We start from the raw sequence: 24,479 nt of genomic DNA, 5'->3' as shown, positions 1-24,479 counted from the left end.
AAAATCATTTTTACAATATTATATATTGGCAATCAGATAGATAATTCTTACTATTAATTATTTAAAAATGATGCAATGATTTTGAACATACGACTAAAAATCATGCCTAATTTATATCAAAACTGAATAAACTTACATATTGAAAATATTTAATAAGTATAAAAATAAAAAATATAATTTGGCTTAAAAAGCATATTTATTGGAGGAAATTTAATGAATGATATTTTATTAATGCTTCCTGGACCTACAACAGTACACCCTAGAGTTCTTAACGCGATGGCTAAAGCTGTTGTTAACCACAGAAGTGCTATATATGGAGAAATTTTAACTGAAACTACTGAATTAATGAGTAAAGTTTTCCAAACCCCGAATAAATCTTATCTAATAACTGGATCTGGAACTGCAGCAATGGAAGCGGGTGTTGCAAACACTGTTGCACCTGGAGAAAAAATATTGAATGTCGTTGGTGGAAAATTCGGTGAACGTCTCTTGAAAATCTCAGAGACCCACGGAATTGAAACCAAAGAATTGGCAGTTGAATGGGGAACCGCAGTGGACCCTAAAGATATTGCTGAAGCTCTTGATGAAGATGAAGACATTAAAGCTGTAACCGTAATCCACAACGAAACTTCTACAGGTGTGGCTGCACCTCTTGAAGAAATCGGTAAAGTGATGAAAAACTACGATGCATTGTTCATCGTGGATACCGTATCCTCCCTTGCAGGAGATGAGGTAAACGTCGAAAAGTTCGGAATTGACGTTTGTTTTACCGGATCTCAAAAATGTTTGGCAGCACCACCGGGCATGGCAGCAATCACCTTAAGCGACGAAGCTTGGGCAGCAGTTGACAAAGTAAATGCCAGCACTTACTATTTGGACATGAAAGCAATAAGAAAAAGTGGAGACAAAGTACCTCCTGAAACCCCATATACTCCATCTGTTTCACTTACCTATGCAATGAATGAAGCTTTAAAAATGGTTATGGAAGAAGGACTTGAAAACAGAATTGCACGTCACCACAAAGCAGCACAAGCTAGTGTAGATGCTGTAAAAGCATTAGGCTTAGAGTTATTTGCTGATGAAGCTGTTTCATCTGCAACCGTAACCGCTGTTAAAATGCCTGAAGGAATCACTGATGCTGAGTTTAGAGGCACAACCCGTGACAAATATGGTGTTGAATTGGCCGGCGGTCAAGATCACTTAAAAGGAAACATTTTCAGAATTGGTCACATGGGTAATATCTCATATAGGGAATTAACTCAAACATTTGCAGCAATCGGTATGACTTTAAAAGGTTTAGGCGTAATTGACGATGCCGGCGCAGGTGTTGCATCTATTGCAGAATCATATTTATGATTCTTCTTTTTCTTTTTTTTATTTCCCCTGATGTAATATATTTCTTACATAGTATAAGTTATAAGGAATATAATTTTTACATGATTTTGTTATTAAAAGTTATAAGTGAAAAGTTACACTTGAAATTGCGGTGTTACCAGATTGTGTGTTAGAACTTATAACAAAAAAGTTACACTTGAAATGCATGTCCCTAATTTGTGTGTTAGAACTTATAACAGAAAAGTTACACTTGAAATACACCCCTTGAAAGTAGTTATAACTAAAAACTTACACTTGAAGCATATGTCTTATAAGTAAAAAATGTATTACTTTTGAATTATGAAAAGTATTTTAATCAATAAATACAAAAAATAATACTACATAATAGGATGTGAAAATATGTCAGAAAATATTAAGATAACTGTAGAAGAATTGCATAAATTAATCAATGTCGACAATGTAATTGGTACACCAATTGAAACCGAAGATAAAATTCTTATTCCTGTAATAAAGATGGGAGTAGGATTTGGAGTTGGAGAAAACCTAATCGGTAATGAAGGAAGTGACGCAGCCGGAGCCGGAGCTGGAGTTGAACCTATATCAATGGTAATGATTCCTAAAAGCGGAACTGATGCTGAAGGAGTTCGCGTGCTTAACCTAGGCAAAGGTAACGAAGCAAACAAAGCAATATCTGATATTGGGCTAGTCATAACCGATCTTGTAAAAGATTTCTTAGATTCACAGAAAAACAATGATGTTTACGATGAATCCGAATACATAGAACCTGAATTCAGCGAAATTGATGAAGAAGAAACTGAAGAATAGGACTTTACTACATGTTAAACATCCTAGGGATGATTATACTAATAATCATCTTATTTATTATTATTTTACTCTTGATTGGAATTAAAATCAAATTGGAGTATTATAAGAAAGGTAGTGAAGTCAAAGGATGTTTAAAAATACTCATTTTGAAAAAAATTAAGGTATATTCCCGCAATTTCCCGTCACAGGACGACGATGAAGAAGAGGAAGAAAGGGATGACGAGGAAAAGGAAAGGGATGTCAAAAAAATATTCAACCTAGCCAAACCATGCATGAACGATTTGTTGGATTATTTGAAAACCGCACTGGAGTCCGTAAAAATCAAGATAGCTGAAAATCATCTTGTTTTCGGATTGGACAGCTATGCGGATACCGGAAAATACATCGGAATCATCTGGGGAATCCTCTCAGTTGTGAATTCAATGCATGAAAAACTGAAAATAAGTGCCGAACCGTCATTTGCCGGAAGCGTTCTGGACGCAAAGGGCGTCAACGAAGTGGACATATATCCATTGAAACTTGTGGTTCCGACAATAAAGCTGGTCTCAAAAAAAGAAATCAGGACATTGATAAGGGGTGTTTTAGATGAGCGATGATGTTTTGGAAAATATCATGAAAAGATTTGACGTGAATCAGGACGTGACCCTTGAATTTAAGGAATTATGCGGTTTCACATTCGTTTTTAAAAAGAAGGTAATTACATTTCGCGACTACATATCCGCTGAAATAAAGCCTCTGGGAATAATCTACGATGAAAATGGAGAATATTATTTCGCGCCGCTATACAGATCTGTTAACCTCAACCGGGTTGTAAAAGAGTATATGGAAAATTATTGAGGAAGGGGAATATTTTCACTTTCCACAACAACTTCAACAACTAACGGACCGGTTAAGTCTTTTTCTAATACCAATTCCAAATCATCCAAATTATCTACTCTTATTGAGTCAATTCCATAACTTGAAGCCAGTTTTGCAAAGTCAGGATTGTTCAATTTAATTTGATATGGATTCATATCATAGAAATCCTCTTCCCACTGGCGGATAATTCCAAACTCGGAATTGTTTAAAATAAATACGATGATGTCCAAATCGTTCTCCCTGATTGTCGCCAATTCCTGAAGGTTCATCTGAAAGTCGCCGTCGCCGTTTATGACAATAACCCTTTCACCTGTCGCAAAGCTGGCGCCGATTGCCGCTGGCAGCCCATATCCCATTGGAGCCATTGCCCCGGAGAATAATAGCTGTCTTGGTTTTAGAGATTCCTTTAAAAGTGTAGTCCAGGTGGTATGGGAACCCGCATCTGATGCAATGATATTATTCGGGAACTTTTCCAAAATCCTTTTAATAGCTGCCTGTGGTTTTAAATCATCATCAAGGCCTGTCAGATTATATGAAGCATCAATCTCCAATATTTCATCAATCCATCGGGTTTGCTTAAATTGTATCTGTGCTAAGAAATCTTCAACCTTGCCATGAATCGGATAATCTCCAGCCAAAACCTCTTTGTTAATGTTTACATGGATGAAGTTTTCAGGAATTGACAGCAGTGTTCTCTCACTTGCTTTGATTCCCAATCCGATTACGCAATCAGAATTTTCAAAAGCGTATTTTGCTTGCATTGTGCCTCTGATTCCGCATAAACCTAAATTTAGAGGATTATTTTCAGGGACAATTCCTTTTCCATGAAATGTAGTGGTAACCGGAATCTGATATTCGTTTGCAATCCTTTCAATGTTTTCAGCCTGTGTGATTGCCCCCGCACCTAAAATAAGCAATGGCTTTTCGGACTTGTCAATCAGTTCCTGGGCTTTGGTTAAGTTGGACAAATCGTCCTCACATAAATAGCACAATCCAAAGTCCTCGAAATCTTCCTGAAGCAGGATATCCTTTGCAAGATTGATATGGATTGGTCCTTTTGGGAAGTTCTTTAACTCATAGATGGAAGCCCTAAGCATATACATTGCTTCCGTACCGTTTAAAGGGTTATATGATGCTTGTGTGATATGTTCAAGAATCTCCTTTTGAGGGGTTGTTTGGAAATGGTCGGTTCCGCGACATTTTAATTCATTATCTCCTGTCAATATTAGCATTGGCACATTATCCTTATATGCTGTTGCAACCGCCATTGTGAAATTCAGCGCACCCGGAGAAGCAGTTGAAATGCAGACTCCTATTTTACCGCTTGATCTTGAATAGGCATCTGCAGCATGTGCCGCTGCCTGTTCATGCCTTGTCAGAACATGGTTTATTTCGGAGGTTGACAGCGCCTTGTAAAGAGGCATTATCTGCTCGCCCGGAATTCCAAAAACATCCAGAATACCTTCATCCTCAAGGATTTCGACAATCTTGCCGGCTACATTCACTCTTCCACCTCTTGATAAGACCCATTGTACTCACCTGAGCCTTCAACCGGGAAGACAACTGCCTGAGCTATTCTGTCTCCTGACTTGATTTTATATTCAAAATCTCCATGGTTGTAAATCATGAACATCAGTGTTCCATAAAAGCCAGGGTCTCCAACGGCAGTCTGTACAGATACAAAGGACCTTAGAAGTGTTGACCTGGGCAGATACAGCATTGTATATCCTTTAGGGATTTTGACCTTCCTTCTGATACTGGCCAGGTATGCTGTATGCGGTTTCAAGGTGTAAACGTCACCTTCAAGCTCTTCGATTTCCGGCAGGTTCTTTTCATTGTCTATAAGTGAACCGGCACTTTTTTGTATGTATATCTTATCCAATTCCAAATCTATTCCAGAAGGCTGAACCAAATCGGCAAAATCTGGAAACAATTTGACAAGTTCATCTTCACCAAGCATTTTATCAAAACCTTTTAACAATTTATTTATCTGAATTAAATAATATATTAAATTGGTGATGAAAAATGCCAGTGATAACAATCGGCGGAAACGATGGAATAAGTGTAGAAAAGAAAAGAGAAATGGTTAAAAAAGTATCTGAAGTTGTAGCTGAGGCATACGATTTGCCTATTGAAGCGATTACAGTTCTGGTACAGGCTTATCCAAAGGAAAGCATTGGAGTGGCTGGAGAACTGTTAAGTGACAGAAAATAAGAATTATAACAAAGAGGGAGGCATAACCCCCTCTTTTTAAGTTCAAACCAAAAAAGAACTTAGTATTTGATAAACAAATACAAGCATTATTTATTGACTTCTTTTAATATAATTATTTTGATTCCTAAGGATTAAATCCATCTCTTCAAGTTCATCGAGATTTCTTTGTATCTTTTCATCGAAATTTTTAGACTGGTATCTTATCAAAGATTTTTTGATGTCATCGAATGTTGAATTGTCAATTGCATCATAGACGCTTTTCTGAAAGGGAGTCAGGTTAAATATTATGTCATTTAACGGATCTTGAGTGTTTTTGAATGACCATACATCATCACGGGCATTTGCGTTGAATCTCTCTTCCAATTCAGGAATCCTGCCTGTCAGCTCGTCAAGATTTGAGTGCTGGGCAAGACCCAATTTGTGCTTTGTAATCCTGTTGAGGAATTCCTCGTGGGATTTCTTGATGCTGATTTGGTCCTGGCTTTCAAAGGTATCCAGAACATATACCCTCTCATCAATCACTTCAATGACCTTATATGTATCCGTATCCTCATCATATTCGATTTGCGAAAAGTCGTTGACGTTCCAGTTGTGCTCCAAAAGGAAATTCCTCACGAATTCGGCATCCTGAAGGTTGTCGAAATATCCGAATATGTAATCGTCGCCTGCAATTCGCTTCTTTATGACATATGTGTCAAATATTTTTGTGATGTTGAGGCCGTATCTTGAGTTGTTCGGATTTCTGGATTTATTTTTAGCAAGTTTTTCAATAGTTTCATGAGCGGGTTTCTCTTCATACCTTCCAAGAACATCCAATCTTCCGTCGATTACCTTAACAACCAGATATTCCCCTTCAAATTCATAGATTTCCTTGATTGAACTTAAATCCCATTCATTTTCAATCAGTTCATCCCTTAAAAATAGCGCTTCGTCAAGAGAAGAGAATTTTCCATAAGTTTTAGAATTCTTAACTACCGCAAATGAATTTCTATTTTGACGTACGTATCTATGGCTCATTGAAAATATTTTGTCTTTATGAGTAGATAAGTTTTGATATTAAAAAAAATAAGAAAAATAAGGAAACAAATTCCTATTTTTTAACTTTTACGGATTTTTTGACAGTGTCTTTTAGGTATGTTGCTCGGCATTTTACTTTTTTGCCGACTTTAAGTTTTTTAAGAACTGATTTTTTAATTTTTACCTTTGCAACTCCTTTTTTGTTGGTTTTTGCAACATATTTTTTGCCTTTGAATTTGAAGGTGATTTCTTTGCCTTTGATAGGCTTTTTACCGTATTTTAAGGTTGCTTTTAATACCAATTTTTTGCCGGATTTCTTAACCTTTGCTTTCTTAAGCTTCAATATGTGTTTGACTACAATAGCGCTTTTAACCACACCGTCTTCGTATTTTACAGTGATTTGATATTTGCCTGGAGCCAAATCCCCTGGTATTTTGAATGTTGCTATGCCATTCTTGTTGGTGCTTATCCAGTATGTCTTCTTGCCAAGTTTTAATTGGATGTCCTCCTTATCAGCCAATTTTCCATTGGTGCCATAGACTTTGACATTTAAAGCTCCTCCTTGAGTGTAGAAAACGCTTACATCATTGGAGACTATTTTAATCGGGACAGGATTGACCAATATATCATAATCCTCATCAAATTCAAACGCTCCACTCACATAGTTTAAAGAGATTGTTACAACCCCATCCTCAAGATTTTTTAAGGATATGCGAGTGATGCCTTTTACATTAACTGTTGCATAATTTTCAAAATCGGCTTGAATATGGGCGACGCCAGTTGTATTTCCAACCTCTATAATTAAGTATTTGTCCTCTCCGACGGTCATTTCACTTGGAATAGTGATTTTTGGCATCACTTCCATTTCCCCTTCAACTTCATCTGTTTCATTTCCCTCGGTAGGATATTCAGCTTTAATTTCATGAGTTCCGGCGCTTAAATTCGCAATCAATACTTGGGCATAGCCTTTTTCCACTTTAACCCTGCCTACAATATTTCCATCGATTGTGACGGTGAAATTACCCGCTACACTATCCGGTGAATTAAAAGTGACGTAACCTGAAGATCCGTAAACCAGAGTTTCCGGCCAATGAATAGCCACAACCTCAAAATAATCCTCAGTTGAATCACCATCCCAATTTACGACAATTGTATATTCCCCTATTTCCAGTTTTGAAATATTGATGAATCCCATAGTATCTGAAACTAGATTTAAATCATAGGATTTTCCATTGATTTTGATGTCCAGATTGCCGATTATGCTTTTGGGTGCGGTAATGTTGATTACGTTGGTTGACTTGTTGAAAAGGTAGCTGTCTTCAACATCGATGTCAACATCATCATCCGGGTCTTGGCCGCCTTCACCAAGCAGTTTAATTGTGAATGATTTGGAGTATGTTTTAGAAGAAGTTACGAATTTGACAAGAACTTTGTAGGTTTTTCCTACAGGCAGCTTATCCAATGAGATTTCATATTCCGCAATGCCTTCATCTTCATCAATGTCGTCTTCATAAGGCAAATTAGGCAGTGATGTGCTTGTTGCTTTGGAATGATTTAAATATATGTAGCCGTCTTCATCCATGTCCTCATCATAATAAAGCCTGGCGGGAGTTCCATTGATGCTGACGGTCAACTCACCGGTTGTGCCCTCAGGTATTTCAACGGTTATTGTATCATCCTCTCCGACGACAAACTCGCCATCGTCAGTGTCTGTATAAATATCTACTCCCGCAGACAATTCATCATCTTCAGTTGCCTGAAGACTATTGTCTGTGGCATTCACATCATCACTTGCGCTTACCGCGCTTAGCGCAAATAAAGCAATCACAAATAAAGTTAATAAGAACAACTTATTAATCTTCAAAACATTCCCTCCCAAGTTAACTTATTTTTTAACTTTTGCTGTTTTTTTAACAACTTTTTTGCCATATTTAACTTGATATTTGACTTTTTTGCCTACTTTAAGTTTTTTAAGCACGTTTTTCTTAATGGTTATTTTTGCGATTCCTTTTTTGTTGGTTTTTGCTGTGTATTTTTTGCCTTTGAATTTGAAGGTGAGTTTTTTGCCTTTTACCGCTTTTTTATTGATTTTTAGAGTTGCCTTAATAACAAGCTTTTTGGCTGACTTTTTGACCTTGACCTTTTTGAGTGTCAGTTTGACCAATTGCTTGGAAACTGTAACCACTCTCCAGTTGTCCAAATCCTCAACACCGTTGTTTCCATAATAGCTGACGTAAATATCATGTTCGCCGACTTTAAGTTTTTTAAGTGAGAATTTTGCTATTCCATCCTTGATTGCGACCTTATGGTCTTTGCCGTCGATGTTGAAAATCACATACCCTTTGCAGTCTTTCGGAACTTCGACGCTTATGTACTTGTTCTCGCCTGCCCTGAAGAAGTATGTCAATGAAATCTTTGGAGCCACATAGACGCTTGAATGCTCATCGCTGAGATTATAGTCTTTGCCATCGTATTTGACTGTAATATTATGATTTCCAGGAGCCAATTTACCTATCTTAACTTCCGCATATCCGTTATTCAATTTGGATGACTTGAATAGCTTGCCGTCGACATAAACCACCAAAGCACCGTTTGCATTGCTTGGAAGCTTAAGATAGATTTTGGATGAATCCTTATATTCTATATCGGTTGGAATCATGAACTCATAGTTGACGGTGAAGTTATATGTTCTGGTTAGGGAATAGAACTTATCGTCACCTGCGAATGAGACGACCATTGAATGATTTCCCGCACCGAGCTTTGATACATCGACTGCAGCCATGTTGTTGCCGCTGTTTTTAGGCTGTGTGAATTTATATTTCACTCCATCTATAGTGATTGTCAAAAGCTTCCTGTTTAGGGTGTCAGGCAATATGACTTCAATGGTGCTATCCTCGCCATATGTGAGATACATAGGCCAAACGTCAAAGTCATATGTCATGTTGACTGACTGTGTTTTGGTTCTTGAGAAATCGCTTCCGCTGTAGACCACTTTGATTTCATGGTTTGTGTACTTGATATACTCCTCCAATGACAATATGTATTCTCCGTTTTGTGTCTTTGAAGTCTTAACCAGTTTATTGTCAATGTAGACCTTAACGGTTCCTGTGTATTTCTTCAATGTTTTGACTGAAATGCAGTCATCATGACCGATATTGACAACTTTTGGAATGTCGATGCGAACATTGACTACGGTGAAATTGAATGTCTTATTGAAGGCATTGTAATATTTGTCTCCCAGATAATGCACCCTCAAGGTATGGTTGCCCAAGGACAACTTTGAAAACGGTGCGTTGTCCCAGCTGAAGGTAGGCCTTACAGTAGTCCTATTGAACAGTTTATCGTCAATGTAAAACTCCACGATGCCGTTTGCAGATCTTGGAAACGCCAACATCAAATAGTTATTATCGTTTTGGACTATTTCGTCCGGAAAATGCAGGAGACTGTAATCCGGAGGATACTTCATGATTTTCAATGGAGCTGTAAGGTTCAAATCAATGCCGTTGTAGAAGGCGCTGACCGTATACTGCCTACAATCCACCGGAGGATAGATAGTTATGACAAATTCCGGAAAGCGTTTAGGAAGCTTGACCGGAACCTTGAATGACTTTTCGGTGATTGTCTGGTTATAGATTACCTCATCATCAATCTTGATACAGAAATCGCCTGAAGCATCTTCAGGCAATTCCACATTAATATCTGTTAAATTCTGCTCCCACATCATTTCATCAAATGTTACATTGATTTCATCACTGACGCCAGCCGATACATCAGGAACAGCATTTTCATCAGTGTTAACGCTTATCGGATTGTCGCAAACGATACTTTCATCAGCACTTATGGCTGTTGAATTGTCAGCAGCGCTAACACAGGACAATGAGATAATAGTTAAAATAATTATACTCAAAATTGTTAGCTTAAGTTTCATATTATAATATTATTATATAATAAGTAAATATAACTTTACATTTAGATGTTTTAAATTGATTTTGAAAAAAACTAGCTATTATGATAAATTTCAAAAAAATAAGAAAAAATAAGGAAAAACCTTATTTTTTAACTTTAACGGATTTTTTAACTGTGTCCTTTTTATAGGTTGCCTGGTATTTCACTTTTTTGCCTGCTTTGAGCTTTTTAAGCACACTTGATTTAACTGTGAATTTGGCAACGCCCTTCTTGCTGGTTTTGGCGGTGAATTTCTTGCCGTTGAACTTGAGGGTTATTTTTTTGCCTTTCAAGTATTTGCCGTCAATCTTTTTAAGTGTTACTTTTATAACCAGTTTTTTGGCTGATGTTTTAACCTTTACTGTTTTGAGACTCAAAGCATGTTGTACAGTGAGTTTTTTAGTTACTGTGGCACCTAAAGCTTTTGTGGTAATCTTATATGATCCTGGAGTTTTTGAAATGGCGATATTTGCAACTCCATTGGCATTTGTCTTGACTGTTTTGTGAGCCTTGTTGTTGATTAAAAAGATTACTTTAGCCCCTTTTGCGATTTTGCCTGTAACCCCATAAACTTTCACGGAATACACTTTGGCTGAAGTATATACAATGCTTAAATCACCTGCAACAATCTTGATAGGTATACGGTTGATTTTCATGACTGACCGGCCTGAAGATTTGTTGTATTTGCTATCTCCTGAATATTTCCAGCTGATTTCATATTGCCCGTTTTTATATTTTGATATGTCGAGCAGCGCAATACCGTTTACAACTTTAACAACTGCCGCTGAAACTCCGTTTACAAAGAATTCTATGGTACCTTCAGCATCAGTTGCAACCTTTCCTTCATCATCATATACGCATGCTTCATAATATTCGTATTCCTCACTGGTTTCCGGCTCGATAATTACATTTATCGGCAATATTTCGATAGTGAATTCGATTGGTTTGTATTTGCCTGAAGCCAAATCCCAGTAACTGAAAAGGTTTTCGTCAACGGCGGTTCCATCATATTTGAATGTTATCGCATGGTTTCCAACTGGAAGTTTGTTTGTTGAGAAGGTGTAGTTCAATATGCCCTCATCAATTATTAGACTTGCATAGCGTTTGCCGTCAATGAATATGTCAACAAAGTCGTCTGAGATACTGCCAAAGTCCATTGTAATCTGTCCGTAACTGGTCGCAATAACCTTTTCCGTGATATTGATTATTGGCAGTATGCTGAATGCAGTATTCAATTCTCCTTCATAATAATTAGGATCGCCGGAATATTGTATTGTCAAATTATATAAATCAATAGGCAAAATTTGAACAAACAAACATGCACTGCCCTCACTTAAGGAAAATGTGTAATTGGAAAGGACTCCATCTTTTTTAGTGGATATGGCAACATTGACCACTCCTGTGGCATTGCTTGGAAGGGAGATCATAATCTCTGCTGATTGGCCGTAATGGTATAGCGTTTGATTGAAAGTGACTTCTATCTCCGGATGAACCTTGATTGGATAGATTTCCGGCTGAGCATTTCCTTCAAAGGTACAGCCTTCAACAGTACAGTTGTAAATTGCACTTCCCTTGACAGCGGAATTCATTGCGAAATGGGAATTTGAAACAGGGAAGAGATAATTCAGGGAATATATTGCCCCACCGTTATTCGCTGCTCTATTACTGGAAAAAGTACAGTGGTTCACCTGACCGTCAGCATTATTGCAAAGGTATATTGCTCCACCCTCGTTTGCGGCGAGATTATTGGCGAATAATACGGAATTTACGAGTAAAGTGGCACCTTCATTTACATAAACCCCCGCACCTTCATTGGCATTACCGTTGATTATGCTGACATTGTTCAAGGTAAGTGTTTTGCCTGAATTTACAGTGAATATTCTGGAAATATCCCCTCCGCCAATAAACAATCCATTGCCGTTTATTGTTAAATCCTTATCGATTATGATACCTGTATCTTTATTTCCCAAATCATATGATTCTACGTATGCATATGAGCACTTCAAATCAACTGTTCCATTCGTATTGTTGTTAATCAGATCCTGCAACATGCTTAACGGACTTTCAAACATCAGTTCTCCTGCAGATACATGTTCTGCATCATATGATTTTGCACCAACCACATAAGTTCCGGGATTTATGAAAGTATATTCTCCTGTATGAACTCCCGTATTCCTGTTGTAAGCAGTGAGGACTTCCTCGCCGTTTACTATGAAAACAAGAGTCTTATCGACAATCCTATTGCCTGCATCGTCACTGACATATGCAGTTATATTATTGGTTGGTGAAGTGGTAACGACTGTTGTGTTGTCTAAAATAACAACAAAAGTTTCTGATTCTATAGTACCATAATAGTTTCCAATTGGTACTGTATTTCCTCCGCTGATTGTATTATGAGATAATATTATTTTACCGTCATTGGAAATTGCACTTGCAAAGTTTGCAGTATTATCTGTAAATATAGAGTCGGAAACTGTTACTGTTTTTCCTTCCTGAGTCCAGGAGTATATTGCTCCACCCTCCTTAGAACCTGAGTTCTCGGTAAAATTACAGTTGGAAATTGAACTGTCTGAAACACCCGCAAAGCTTACAGCACCTCCAACTGCGGCACTGTTTTTGTTGAATCTGGAGTTGACAATAGTTGCAGAGCCCCAATATGTTATCGCAATTGCACCACCTTGAGTATCTGCCTCATATGAACCTGATCCTACAGCTGCATTGTTATTGAATGTACAATTATCCACATTGACTATTGCACCGTCGCAATAAATTGCACCGCCGTAAGTAGCATTGTTTCCTTCAAAAACGGAATTAGTGGCTGTTAAAGTAGCACCATCATATATTAAAACACCCCCACCATAGCTTCCGGTGTTATTTGCAATGTATGAATTGTTAATTAAAGTATCCCCATTGGTGGATATTGCCGCATCGATTAAATCTCCATTATCCCCATCGCGAATAACAATGTTTAAAAGGTTATTGGTAACATTAACATCATCCAAAACAAGGGTTCCGCCATGGTTATAGATGGCCGCTCCGCCGTTATGGTCATTTGCAATCCGGTATTCAATGTCATTTCCATCAAAGGTAGAACATCTTACACTAAGATGTCCTTCGGAATAAATGGCTCCTCCGCGATAGACCGCAACATTGCTTAGGAATTTGGAATTGGAGATGTCGACATTAGTACTTTGATTAGAATGTATTGCACCACCATTTGAAGCGGAATTGTTGGTAAAATTTGAATTAAAAATCTCTACGGAAGAATCTGGTGCAAAAGCGATTGCACCTCCCTCATAAGCGGTATTTTGATCAAAAACACAATCGGCTATTTTAGTGGAATTTGTTCCAACATATATTGCTCCTCCCTTTCCGCTTGATGTGAAAGGATGTTCAATAAAAGAATAATCTATCCAAGGACAGTCATATACGGAAACGGTGTTGTTTACAAAAGTACAGTTAATAATTGATACATTATTTCCTCCATTTCCCATCTCATTGAATGCAAAATTCCCCAAACTACCGTCTTCATGTGAAATTCCGCCAATCATTATTGCCGCTCCCTGTCCGGCAGTATTGTTTATGAATTTGCAATTCCGAACAACAATATCATCATGGCCGATTCCAAGACAGGCCCCAAATCCTTCTGTTGCGCTACAGTTAATAAATGTACAATTTTCTACAACTTCATTTCCAGATAACCCTGTGCAAGGAGAATCTGAAAAATGACCATGAATATAAACAGCAAACCATCTGGACGTAACGCCAATGAAATTTGTGTTAGTTATAGTTGAAGGCAGGTATTCAAATGGAGGAAATTCGTCATAACCCCAACGAGACTCATCAGCAATACATATGGCCCCTCCATGATGGGCGGATGAGGTATTGATAAAATTACATCCATCAATATGAACGCCAAAACCGACAGCAAATTGACCATGACCGTCCTCAAAACTATTATAAGTTTGATGACAATTGATAAAAGTACAATTATAAACCGGATAAGCAGTTTGAGTATTTTTATCACCCGACCAAGATATGAACTGCCCAACTGATTCACAGTTTATAAATTCACAATTGGTCATTGATCCCGGGCTTGAGCATTGGAACAAAGAACTTGAAGATTTGATATTAACAAATCTGACATGGTCTAAATTTGCTCCTCCCATCCAGAAAGCCCAACCATTAAAAGTGAATGTTGCCATTATAGGACTATCCTCGTTACTTCCTCCATGAATGGTGATATTTCTAATATTACTGTTTTGAAGTGCATAAGATGTACCTTCAAATGATCTCCCATCTAAATAGATGACATCTCCCTCCTGAGCATTTTTAATCTCGTTAGCAACATCCTCTGCAGTATTTCCATATACATGACTATCACCAACTATTTCACTGTCATCACTGGCCATCAATTCTTCATCAGCCGAATCCATTTCAATTTCATCGGAGTCATCTTCAACCGTCAATGTATCCGTAACGTTTTCATCGGATGCACTGACAGCCCCTATCATTAAAATTGCTAATAATAAAAGCGTTATTAACATTATTCCCCTGTATTTCATAAATCCGCACCCTAATTAAGTAAGAAAATAAGGAAATGAATCCTTATTTTTTAACTTTTACTGATTGTTTTACTGTGTCCTTTTTATATGTTGCTTGATATTTTACCTTTTTGCCTGCTTTGAGCTTTTTAAGTACACTTGATTTGACTGTGAATTTCGCAACACCCTTCTTGTTGGTTTTGGCTTTGAATTTTTTGCCGTTGAACTTGAGGGTTATTTTCTTGCCTTTCAAGTATTTTCCGTTCACCTTCTTAAGTGTGACTTTAATGACAAGTTTTTTGGCTGAAGCTTTCACTTTAACCTTTTTAAGAGTTAATAAGTGATTAACTGTCAGTTTTTTGGTCACACTTGTGCCTAAAGCTTTAGCGGTAATTTTATAAGTGCCAGGTTTTTGCGCTATTGCAACGCTTGCTATACCCTTCTTATCTGTTTTGACTGTCTTGTATGCCTTATTGTTAATCAGGAATATGACGCTCACGCCGCTTGCAAGTTTGCCTTTGGCGTCATAGACCTTGACGGAATATTTCTTGTTTGCTGTGTAAAGTGTCTTGAAGTCTGGAGCAACGATTTTTGCGGTTTTGTGGCTGACTGTCAAGTAGAAATCGTTTTTAGTGGATTTATATTTGGAGTCACCTGAATATACCCAACTGATTAGATATTTTCCGTTTTTGAATTTGGAGATGTCTAACCTTGCAATTCCGTCAACGATATCGACAACGGCATATTTTACACCGTTGATGAAGAATTCAACTGTTCCTTTTGCATCTTGTGAGAAACGCAATTCCAGGTAGTTGTCTGAATCTGATGCATTGTTTACATTTACTTCACAGCCCAAAATGCGCAAGTCATATTTGATTGGTACGAGTTTGCCTGTGCTGTCCTCTTCATAGAAGATTTCACCATCAAAACTTTTTCCGAAGTATTGGAATGTAACCGTATGGTTTCCATATGAGTATCCTTTGGTTGAGAAGGTGTAGTTTATCTTGCCGTCTGCAATCTCCTGAAGGACAGGTGAAAGGCCATCCATAACAATCAATATGTAACCTGTGGAGTTGTCCAGATCCATGAATATGGTCACGTTATCATCCATAAGCACATCCTGAGTTATGTATACATAAGGCATTACCTTGAAGTGATCGTTATATGCTTTAACATCATAGTCATTACCCTCATAGACCGCTCTTAAATCATAAATTCCAACAGGCAAATCAGTTAAGTCAAATGAAGCTCTGCCATTGACCAAAGCCTTAGTGTATAATTTGGAATTCATGTTGTCATTATAGATTGTTAGATTGCCTATTGCATTGCCCGGAAGTCTTAGACTGACAATTCTTCTGCCGTCCTTGATGTATCCGACAACACCGTAATATGAGACGTTAAGAACTTTGCTGTAGGTGGTTTGAGGATACCTGTCATCACCCAAATAGCTGATGTCCACAACATATTCTCCCATGTCCAAACCTTCCAATTCCAATGTGGCCTGACCGTTTACAACCGGACAGTTGTAGACATCATTACCAATAGTGAAAGTCGCATTGTTTTTTGCATCCTCCGGTAATGTGATTACAATACTGTAAATGTCGCTTAAAGGGAAACCTTCATCTGGAATGTTGTCCCTGAATAGGTATTCCACATTGAATGTGCCGTTTCGTATCAGTTCAGGATGAGTGCCGTCACCGGAATAGATTATGGTGTAATTGTGAAGGCCATATTTGCCGGTTGCATTGAAGAATTCCTCATCTATTTTGATTTCACCTGTACCGTTGACCAAATCAATCACTTTATACAATACTCCGTCAATGTAGAGTGAAATGGTACCTGTCGCATCTTTGCCAAGGTCAAATCTGATTGTATCGTCGTCGTTCAATACCAGCGGGTCAGGCAAGTCTACCCAATGTCCGTCATCGCCGGCGAAAATGTATAGATAGTTATTGTAAAACGCGATGCTTCCATTTTCAAGAGTCTCATTGTACAACATCCAGACGGTATGGTTGCCGTATGCCAATGAACCTAAAGGAATTAGGTTTTTGCCTTCATGAACTTCAAACAATTCAATGTTTCCGTTGTCAACTCTAATCAGCAGTGTACCGTTTACAGGAGCGTTGAATGTAATGTAAGCCAATTCATTTTCCTTGATTATTTCAGGAACTGTGACTTCAATGCCTTCGCTTTGAGTTAGAACTTCAAATGCTGTTGATGATTGGTTCAATATCACTTCAAACTGACTGTTTACAACCTTGATTTCAGCAGTGTGAACTCCAGGAGTCCATTTAGGAGAGGACATGAATGTAATCAAACCTTTTTCAAATGTTTTGTGTGAGTAGAGCACGCCATCAATGTACAATTCTGCGTAGGCTCCCATAGGCTCGAATATCTGGACTGTGGCAAACGGAAGTTCCAATCCGAATCTTGAAGTCTCATTGATGGTTATTATCACATCTTCTGAAAGTGCAACGTCGAATGTCTTGTTTGCAACATTCAAAATGCTTGTTCCGTCGCCTGTGAATTTGACATCAACATCATAAGCGCCATCGACTTCATAGAATTCCAAATCAGACAGTGACAATCCGAATTTGCCGTTTTCATAATTGGCCTTGATGTCGGCCACATTGAATGTGTAAACTGCATTGCTGTCGAAGTTTGTGGAGATGTTCATGTTTGAAATATTTGAGGAATGATTGTTCTTGAATTTGACAGTCACGATGATTTGGCCTGTGTTGATTACATCAGGAATGTTCATGTTAATGAAATTGCCATAGTAATCATCCAAATCAGCAATTACTGTTGTATTGAAATCTTCAGGTTCCAAATCTTTCCACAGTACGTCCAAATCGGTTTCACCGTTTCTTTCATTTCCGTCGCTGTATTTGACGGTGATTTTATCTCCAAAGTTCTTATTTGTAAAGTCTGAATATCTCAAGGAGTAGCGTCCGTTTTCGTAAGTCAAGTCCTTGATGTTTTTGGTAAGGATTGTGGCATTGTCTGAATTTAAAACTGTTATTGTACCGGTTGTTGAGTTGATGTCTCCATAATAGGTGTCAAGGTATAACAGGACCGGATCGACTCCATATCCTGTAAGCCATTCTACGCTCTCGTTTTCATAGTTTGCCTTAACGTTTGATGTTAAAGTGATGTTGTTGTTGTACAATTCGGTCTTATAGATTCCTGTTGTTGCCGTATTGCTATCAACCTCATAAAAGATTTTAATGTCATATACGCCGTTTTTTGTGATGTTTAAATCATCCAGATAGATGTATAATCTGCCGAAATTATCAACCAGACGCTGCACATCAAGTTCAGTTTCGCCATCAACACGTATCAATCTTCCTAAATCCTCAACTTTTTCACCGTTGACATATATGCTGAAGTAACCGCTGCCTATTCCGATAGGAACGCTTTGATGGTTTGCATGATCAGTGGTGAATATCCTTATGACGTTATCGCTGCCGTTGACCAGTATGTCCTCATCAGGGAAGATTACACTGAAATACTCTTCCACTTCGTACGGCATTGCATGGCGGTACATGTTGTCTCCGATTCTGATACCACGACCGAATATCAATTGGGTGTCATTGTAGTCAAAGGCGAAAGTCAAATTGACATTTTGAGGAATGAGATCATTGTCAACATCGGTTGCATTGATGACATAAGTCTCGCTAATGTTGCCGAATTCGGATAAGGATTTCTGATATATGACTTCTCCTGTATCATCACGGATAATCATGATTGTTCCTTCAGTGATATTGCATGAATACGGAACATCGACAATGATGAAACTGCCATCGGATTGGCTTTGTCCATATTCCGGAGTGTCAATGTCTCCCCAATGGACAGTGCCTCTCAATTCATCTTTGTCGTATATGCCGAAATATACGGAATCGTCTTCAGAGACACAATATGTCCTTTGCTTGACGGACATTATCTTACCGTCATAAATCAGGGTGAATTCAATCATATCTCCATCCTCGACACCGGACCAATCGACTTCGCCAAACTTAATGGCACGGGCATACATATAATATCCTCCGTCATAATGGAATTCATATTTGTCTTCGAAATCTGTTAGTTTGATGTATTTCAGGACTCTGCCGTTGGAAGTTATGTTGATTTCGGCTACTGTGACATTATAGATTTCCGCAATCTTTGCTTCTGCAAATTCCTCATCCGGTCTGGAAAGACTATATTGATTTTCATCATCCTCATCACCGGCAAACACATCAAATAAGTCATTTTCATAATCTTTTGAAGGCACATATTTATATAATGCAACCCAGTCATCCTCTTTTTGAACAACCCAAGTGGAAGTATCCTTTCCGTTTTCAAATTCGAATGTGAAATCGATTATATCCTTATCGTCAATGCTTTCAAAGGAATCCAAATCCTCATAAGTGATATAATAGGTGTACCATCCATATAACCATTCATAATCGCCGAAATCACTTAGTTTTCTGGTGAAAGTGAAGTTTCTGCTTTTAGCAGTGACAGTAGCGTTGCTTACATCCCTTCCAAATGGAATGGTGATTTCTGCAACATAGCTGCCGGGACCGCGCTGTCCATACATGGCATCTATCCAATGTTGTACGTAGTCCGCTTCATCATCATCCTCTTCATGTGAATAACTTTCAGCTTCGACATTGCCAAAATTACTTATTTCAATTTCTATGCCGATGTCCTCAATATCATAATCTTCAAAGTAGAATTTATTCCATTTATTGAGATGGGTGCTGTTGATTTCATAAGTAACAACGTCGACGATTTCATCATCCTCATAATTCCATATTGATACATTAATAGTTTCTCCATCGAAACCTTCCGGACAGAACAGTTCGAAATAATTACTCCAATCGAATTTTGCCCTATAGGTATCATTTGCAAATTCTTTGACTTCGATAGTCTCATCATAAAGTGTTTCGTTATAATTGCCGTTGAAGAATATGACTTCAACATCATAGACCCCCACTTGAGTCATGTTTAAGTGGATTAACCTCCATCCATATACATAACCATCATTCCAGCCTTCATTTCTGACAATAGTGGTAAATTTTACTTCGCCATCCACAATAACATAGGCCAATCCTGATTCGCCATATGGAATAGAAAGTGAAATTATATTGTCCCAATAATCATTGTAAGCTTCAGTCTTTACATAAATATTTATGAAACAGTTAACTTCCATTTCTGTATTGTCCAACTCATCATTCTCTTCATCGAGGAATTGGACCTCATAATTGCCATTTTGGTCAATTCCCAGATCATCCAAGGTCCATCCCATCAAAGTAGAAGTGACCTCAATAGGAATTTCATTTTCATTTATTCGGATAATCAGATGTTCGCCAATGCGCTCTTGAGGAGATAAGAGATATAGTACAGGCCCGTTCATTTCACTCCTTTCAATACCAAATGGATTTACAAAAGCTCTGAAGTTGGAAGCGTCATCATCCACATTCAATGTGTAGGTGAAGTTTTCAATGAATCCGTCATCATCATATGTGCTGATGGTAATCTCATATTCATCGGCATCTGCAATGTTCAAATCCTCCAATGTCCATTTAAACGGATTGCTGCTTCCAGGAAGGTATTGTACTCCATTAACATAAACCTCAACTGTATAAGCTCCTCCCGCATCATCGAATCTTATAACTTCAAACGGATATAGGGCATGAACATCTTCACATACCTCATAATTGCCTAATTTTGTCAATGTGAGACCATAATTTTCAGCTAATGGTATTTCCTTATCATCGATTACATATGTCAGATTAATGGTGTATGCTCCAAGTTCGCTGAGGATTTCCAAATCACTCATTTTCCATTGTATGTCGCCGTCGTCAACATCTGCAGAATATTCCTCAAAGGCCCCATCAAATCTCTCGATTCTTAAAATTATAGTGCCTTCGCCAATATCATCACGAAGCCAGACGTTACATATGTCACTTCCAGAATTTTCTATTGATTCATGGGAGGATATCCACCAGCCGAAGCTGTCTTGAGAGATTATGCCGTTGACGTTGAACCATGCAGAAGCCCTTTCTTCGTCTTCGCCCTCTTCATTTTCAACATAAAGTCTGATTTCATAATCATCGTTATGGTCAATTTCCAAATCCTCCAAAGTCCAGTTCATTCCTTCTTCAAATTCCAACTCGAAAAATATATCGTGGATGAACATTTTGAATTGTTTTCCTGCCATGTCGTTAGGGAATATGAGATATAAAACAGGATTGTCCAAACCCCAGCTTTCAACACCGAGATTATCATAGATGAAGTAAATATCTTCATCATTCAGTTCATTTACATTTAATGTGTAGGTGAAATTTTCAACTAATTCCTCCTCATCATATGCGCTGATGGCAATTTCATATTCGCCGGCGTCTTTAATGTTCAAATCTGCCAATGTCCATCTGTATGGATTTTCACCGCTAGGATCGCATTTTTCTCCGTTGACATAAACTTCGATGAAATTTTCGTCATGGAACCTTATAACGTCGAACGGATAGGTTTCATAAACATTGTCACAGGTATTATAATTAAATTGTGTCAATTCGAAAATATGGTTTTCGGCCAAGGATATTCCATTATCCTCATTTACGTATGTCAAATTGATGGTGTAGACTCCAACTTCATCAATAATGTCCAAATCCTCCAATTTCCAGCGAATATCTTCATCACCAACATCCATAGTATATTCATCACTGGTTCCATCGAATTTCTCAATTCTTAAAATGAAAGTGCCTCCGTGAAGTTCTCCGTTAATCCAGACATTACATATCTCTGCATCATGATTATCTTTGGACTCATGAGTAGATATCCAGCAATCGAAATTTTCCGGACCTATTTCTTCAGCAGGCCATATATCTACCTCTCCCGCATCAATCTCCATAGGAGCGCCATCAATGGTGAATAAAAAACTTATTGAATAGCAGCCATCACTGGTAATTTCCAAATCTTCAAGATTCCACATTGCATATCCTGCACGGTCTCTATCAAGTGAATTCAAATTCCATGAAGTCACTATTGCATCGTCATCATCCTTTTTAAGACTGATTTCAAAATCATCGTCAATTCCTTCCGGCCATTTGCTGACTTTAATTAGGGAATAAGGTGAATTGATATCCATTTCCATAATAAATATTGATAAGCCACCCTCAACTTCCTCATAATTGTCCGGATCCGCACTGTCATCATTTTCAAAACTAATGGTGTTCTCACCCAGGTTAATGAAGTATACTTTCCTTGCAACCTTATCTCCATATTCATCTAAAAATGTAACAAAGAACATGTCATCATTTTCAAAATCTTCAAAGAGGAATTTGCCGTCTTCCCTAAGGGCAATATTATATGTATCACCATCAATTTGGTCATCTGCAAAGTCGCTTAAAGCCCTATTGAAAAATACATTGTTGCCTTTTGTGAATGTTACGTTTCCGTTAGTGCCTTCAGGAACTGTAACTGATGCAAATATTTCATCCAGATCATCTTCATTAGTGGAAAATTCCGTTTCGGTATCTACATTTATAATCTCGTCAGAATCATCACCGATTACATCACTGTCTGAGGATGCAGCCAACTCGCCACTCTCCCCAGAAATCATTTCATCGTCGAGTGAAGCATCAACCGACACTTCATCATCAATATCTGCTGTTAGCGTTTCATTAAAATCAGAGCCCTCCTCTGCGCTAACAACTCCCATTGTTAAAATTGCCAGTAAAATGCATACCAGCACAATCTCTTTAATCTTCATGTTAAAACCCAATTCATTAAATATACAAGTATATATATGCGATGAAAAGTATTTATAACTTTCAGTTTTTGAAAAATGAATTAATTGACATTTCTAAAAAATAGTGAAAATAATTCCATTAAATTCGATATTTTATGATGAATGTTCAAAAAACAGATAACTTTTCATTCAAAAATACCACCTTGTAAAAAATTCAATACTGCCAATTCATGGGCAATCAAATCAACATGGAAGTTGTCCTTTTTCTCCCTATTTTTCATTAACAACATCTTTTTAATATCCACTGAAATAATTGTATTTTCAATCATCAGGCCAATGATGAACTTGAAATTTAAAACAAAATATTTTCTACCATCCAATATGAAAACAAACATGATTATGACTTATTATAGTTAATTTGTCTATGAAACCTGATTGGATTCAATCCTCATTATTGGCCTATTTTTCAATGCCTGCCACATCATCTGTTTTCCTTTTTTAAAAGAATCCGTTTAATTAAAGGCATTATCTTTGGATTTTGACCCTAAATCAAAAGAATTATCTTTTAATTGAATAGTGAAACTTATATAATGCTTTTCACAAATATAATAATCCATGAAAAAAACAATAATATTCGTCGTTTTACTATTCATACTGGTGGGCGCTGTCTCAGCTAGTGAAAATTTAACCAACGACGACAACGAGACGTTAAGTGTTGAGCAAACGCCAACCGAAAATTTAACTCTTTCAGAAGATGCAGAAGTTCTTCAGAATGAAACTCCACAAGAGACACACGACAATCCAACACCTGCACCTGGAAAACCGACAATTACCACATATGCCGTTAGTGGAACTCAGGGTAAGTACATTACTTTAAAGGCGGTTGTAAAAAACTCAAGCGGCCCAGTTAAAGGAATGAAAGTGACATTTAAACTCAACGGTGAAACATACACCGCAGTAACCGATGCAAATGGTGTTGCAACCAAGACCGTCAAGTGTCCCAAAACCGCTCTTTCAAAAACAACTACTAAAAAAACTAGCAAAAAGTTAACTAAAACAAAGTATTATTCAAAAACTTATACTGCCAGTGCATCAGTTGATAGCGGAGAGAGCAGTACTTTTAAAGTAATCTCTAAAAAACCTAAACTTGTTAAAAAATACAAGATAGTCCATAAGAAAAAGACTATGACCGTTCCTCTTAAAAAAGGCAGCAAAACTTTTAAAAAAGGCAAATATAGTCTTTACACATATAGAGGCAGTGAAAGTGGAGTTTATGTGTTCGGGGCTTTAATGGCCAAGAAGGACACATCCGGAACCATTAAGTTTTCAATTAAAATGCATTTTAAAGAAAGCGGCAAATGGATATGGACCAAATGGTATAAGGTTTCAAAAAACAGCGAGTATACTACTTGGTATCCTAAAAACATCAAAGTTAATAAAGTAAAAGTACAATACACTCAAGAGAGTTATAAAAGAATCAAATAGCTCCTTTGAGTCTTTTCTTATTTTTTCAGATCAAATAAAAAAAAAGAAGTTGAATAATAATATTCAACATTATTTAGTTTTATACCAGACAGTAGCTTTATAAGGAGTGTATCCATTAATTAAGCTGGTGGAAATGTGAGCGCTATTTCCCTTTACTGTTTTGGTTTTGACTTTGCCTTTAGCATTCTTGAAATAGAATTTGACTTTAACAAGCTTGGTGTGGTGAGGTTCGATGTCCCCATTCATGCCATTGCCGACAAACCAGGTTACCACTCCAGTTCCTTTGTTAAACTGCATGTTTCCGGAGTATTCAACATACCCTGCTATAGCATCGCCATTATTAAGTTTTATAGCTTTTGGAGCCCATAATACTCCTGACTTAAAATTATGAATCTTAACAGTTGTTTTTGATGTTTTTGCTGCACTTACCCCCTGAGCGGAAGCGGCGCAAACAATGAATATCGCACCTATTAAGATTAAAAGAATAATTATATGTTTTCTGTTTATGTTCATACAAT

Annotated in this window: 15 protein-coding genes; 6 read left to right on the top strand and 9 right to left on the bottom strand. The window is 37.5% G+C overall.

The window, feature by feature from the left end:
* The first annotated feature begins 213 nt into the window (after positions 1-213).
* The 4 genes from IKS50_RS07860 (at position 214) to IKS50_RS07845 (ending at position 2,997) form a co-directional block, all read left to right on the top strand.
* Positions 214-1,356: an alanine--glyoxylate aminotransferase family protein gene (locus IKS50_RS07860; protein WP_292848009.1), complete on the top strand. Its 1,143-nt coding sequence runs from the start codon at positions 214-216 to the stop codon at positions 1,354-1,356.
* A gap of 378 nt (positions 1,357-1,734) precedes the next feature.
* On the top strand, positions 1,735-2,160 hold the full coding sequence (locus IKS50_RS07855) for a GerW family sporulation protein (protein ID WP_292848006.1): 426 nt from the start codon (positions 1,735-1,737) through the stop codon (positions 2,158-2,160).
* 71 nt (positions 2,161-2,231) lie between these two features.
* Positions 2,232-2,756 carry a DUF2953 domain-containing protein gene (locus IKS50_RS07850; protein WP_292848003.1) on the top strand — a complete coding sequence of 175 codons (525 nt, stop codon included), beginning with the start codon at positions 2,232-2,234 and terminating at the stop codon, positions 2,754-2,756.
* On the top strand, positions 2,746-2,997 hold the full coding sequence (locus IKS50_RS07845) for a hypothetical protein (protein ID WP_292848000.1): 252 nt from the start codon (positions 2,746-2,748) through the stop codon (positions 2,995-2,997). The genes IKS50_RS07850 and IKS50_RS07845 overlap by 11 nt, the downstream gene beginning before the upstream one ends.
* Here IKS50_RS07845 and IKS50_RS07840 read toward each other — a convergent pair.
* Both IKS50_RS07840 and IKS50_RS07835 read right to left on the bottom strand, forming a co-directional pair.
* Entirely contained in the window at positions 2,991-4,523 is a 1,533-nt protein-coding gene (locus tag IKS50_RS07840; protein ID WP_292847998.1) for a thiamine pyrophosphate-binding protein, read from the bottom strand. The two genes, IKS50_RS07845 and IKS50_RS07840, sit on opposite strands and share 7 nt — an antisense overlap.
* Positions 4,520-4,978 carry a deoxyuridine 5'-triphosphate nucleotidohydrolase gene (locus tag IKS50_RS07835; RefSeq protein WP_292848041.1) on the bottom strand — a complete coding sequence of 153 codons (459 nt, stop codon included), beginning with the start codon at positions 4,976-4,978 and terminating at the stop codon, positions 4,520-4,522. The genes IKS50_RS07840 and IKS50_RS07835 overlap by 4 nt, the downstream gene beginning before the upstream one ends.
* A 65-nt stretch (positions 4,979-5,043) precedes the next feature.
* Here IKS50_RS07835 and dmpI point away from each other — a divergent pair, with 65 nt between their 5' ends.
* A complete protein-coding gene (gene dmpI, locus IKS50_RS07830; protein ID WP_292847995.1) occupies positions 5,044-5,232 on the top strand; it encodes a 4-oxalocrotonate tautomerase DmpI in 189 nt (62 codons plus the stop codon).
* 90 nt (positions 5,233-5,322) lie between these two features.
* Here the strand turns inward: dmpI and IKS50_RS07825 are convergent, their stop codons facing one another.
* From IKS50_RS07825 to IKS50_RS07800, 6 genes are all read right to left on the bottom strand, one after another.
* Positions 5,323-6,249, bottom strand: coding sequence for a hypothetical protein (locus IKS50_RS07825; RefSeq protein ID WP_292847993.1), 927 nt, complete (start codon positions 6,247-6,249; stop codon positions 5,323-5,325).
* A gap of 73 nt (positions 6,250-6,322) precedes the next feature.
* Complete coding sequence (locus IKS50_RS07820; RefSeq protein ID WP_292847991.1) at positions 6,323-8,113, bottom strand: hypothetical protein; 1,791 nt, start codon at positions 8,111-8,113, stop codon at positions 6,323-6,325.
* A gap of 21 nt (positions 8,114-8,134) precedes the next feature.
* Complete coding sequence (locus IKS50_RS07815; protein ID WP_292847989.1) at positions 8,135-10,177, bottom strand: hypothetical protein; 2,043 nt, start codon at positions 10,175-10,177, stop codon at positions 8,135-8,137.
* 121 nt (positions 10,178-10,298) lie between these two features.
* On the bottom strand, positions 10,299-14,759 hold the full coding sequence (locus IKS50_RS07810) for a right-handed parallel beta-helix repeat-containing protein (protein ID WP_292847987.1): 4,461 nt from the start codon (positions 14,757-14,759) through the stop codon (positions 10,299-10,301).
* A gap of 43 nt (positions 14,760-14,802) precedes the next feature.
* Complete coding sequence (locus IKS50_RS07805; protein ID WP_292847985.1) at positions 14,803-22,497, bottom strand: hypothetical protein; 7,695 nt, start codon at positions 22,495-22,497, stop codon at positions 14,803-14,805.
* 164 nt (positions 22,498-22,661) lie between these two features.
* Entirely contained in the window at positions 22,662-22,871 is a 210-nt protein-coding gene (locus tag IKS50_RS07800) for a hypothetical protein (protein ID WP_292847983.1), read from the bottom strand.
* Positions 22,872-23,091: 220 nt separating this feature from the next.
* On the opposite strand from IKS50_RS07800, the gene IKS50_RS07795 reads away from it, so the two are divergent.
* Entirely contained in the window at positions 23,092-23,961 is an 870-nt protein-coding gene (locus IKS50_RS07795; protein ID WP_292847981.1) for an Ig-like domain-containing protein, read from the top strand.
* A gap of 69 nt (positions 23,962-24,030) precedes the next feature.
* Here IKS50_RS07795 and IKS50_RS07790 read toward each other — a convergent pair whose 3' ends face one another.
* A complete protein-coding gene (locus IKS50_RS07790) occupies positions 24,031-24,474 on the bottom strand; it encodes a hypothetical protein (protein ID WP_292847978.1) in 444 nt (147 codons plus the stop codon).
* Between the last annotated feature and the right edge of the window lie 5 nt (positions 24,475-24,479).

The organism is Methanobrevibacter sp. (assembly GCF_017539065.1).
GTDB lineage: Archaea > Methanobacteriota > Methanobacteria > Methanobacteriales > Methanobacteriaceae > Methanocatella.
This window is presented reverse-complemented; position numbering and strand designations above follow the sequence as displayed.

What these genes read in the sequence shown, in the direction of transcription:
- IKS50_RS07860 (WP_292848009.1), top strand. Translation starts at nt 214, where the DNA reads ATGAATGATATTTTATTAATGCTTCCTGGACCTACAACAGTACACCCT.
- IKS50_RS07835 (WP_292848041.1), bottom strand. Translation starts at nt 4,978, where the DNA reads ATGCTTGGTGAAGATGAACTTGTCAAATTGTTTCCAGATTTTGCCGAT.
- dmpI (WP_292847995.1), top strand. Translation starts at nt 5,044, where the DNA reads ATGCCAGTGATAACAATCGGCGGAAACGATGGAATAAGTGTAGAAAAG.
- IKS50_RS07855 (WP_292848006.1), top strand. Translation starts at nt 1,735, where the DNA reads ATGTCAGAAAATATTAAGATAACTGTAGAAGAATTGCATAAATTAATC.
- IKS50_RS07790 (WP_292847978.1), bottom strand. Translation starts at nt 24,474, where the DNA reads ATGAACATAAACAGAAAACATATAATTATTCTTTTAATCTTAATAGGT.
- IKS50_RS07800 (WP_292847983.1), bottom strand. Translation starts at nt 22,871, where the DNA reads ATGTTTGTTTTCATATTGGATGGTAGAAAATATTTTGTTTTAAATTTC.
- IKS50_RS07810 (WP_292847987.1), bottom strand. Translation starts at nt 14,759, where the DNA reads ATGAAATACAGGGGAATAATGTTAATAACGCTTTTATTATTAGCAATT.
- IKS50_RS07845 (WP_292848000.1), top strand. Translation starts at nt 2,746, where the DNA reads ATGAGCGATGATGTTTTGGAAAATATCATGAAAAGATTTGACGTGAAT.
- IKS50_RS07825 (WP_292847993.1), bottom strand. Translation starts at nt 6,249, where the DNA reads ATGAGCCATAGATACGTACGTCAAAATAGAAATTCATTTGCGGTAGTT.
- IKS50_RS07805 (WP_292847985.1), bottom strand. Translation starts at nt 22,497, where the DNA reads ATGAAGATTAAAGAGATTGTGCTGGTATGCATTTTACTGGCAATTTTA.
- IKS50_RS07815 (WP_292847989.1), bottom strand. Translation starts at nt 10,177, where the DNA reads ATGAAACTTAAGCTAACAATTTTGAGTATAATTATTTTAACTATTATC.
- IKS50_RS07795 (WP_292847981.1), top strand. Translation starts at nt 23,092, where the DNA reads ATGAAAAAAACAATAATATTCGTCGTTTTACTATTCATACTGGTGGGC.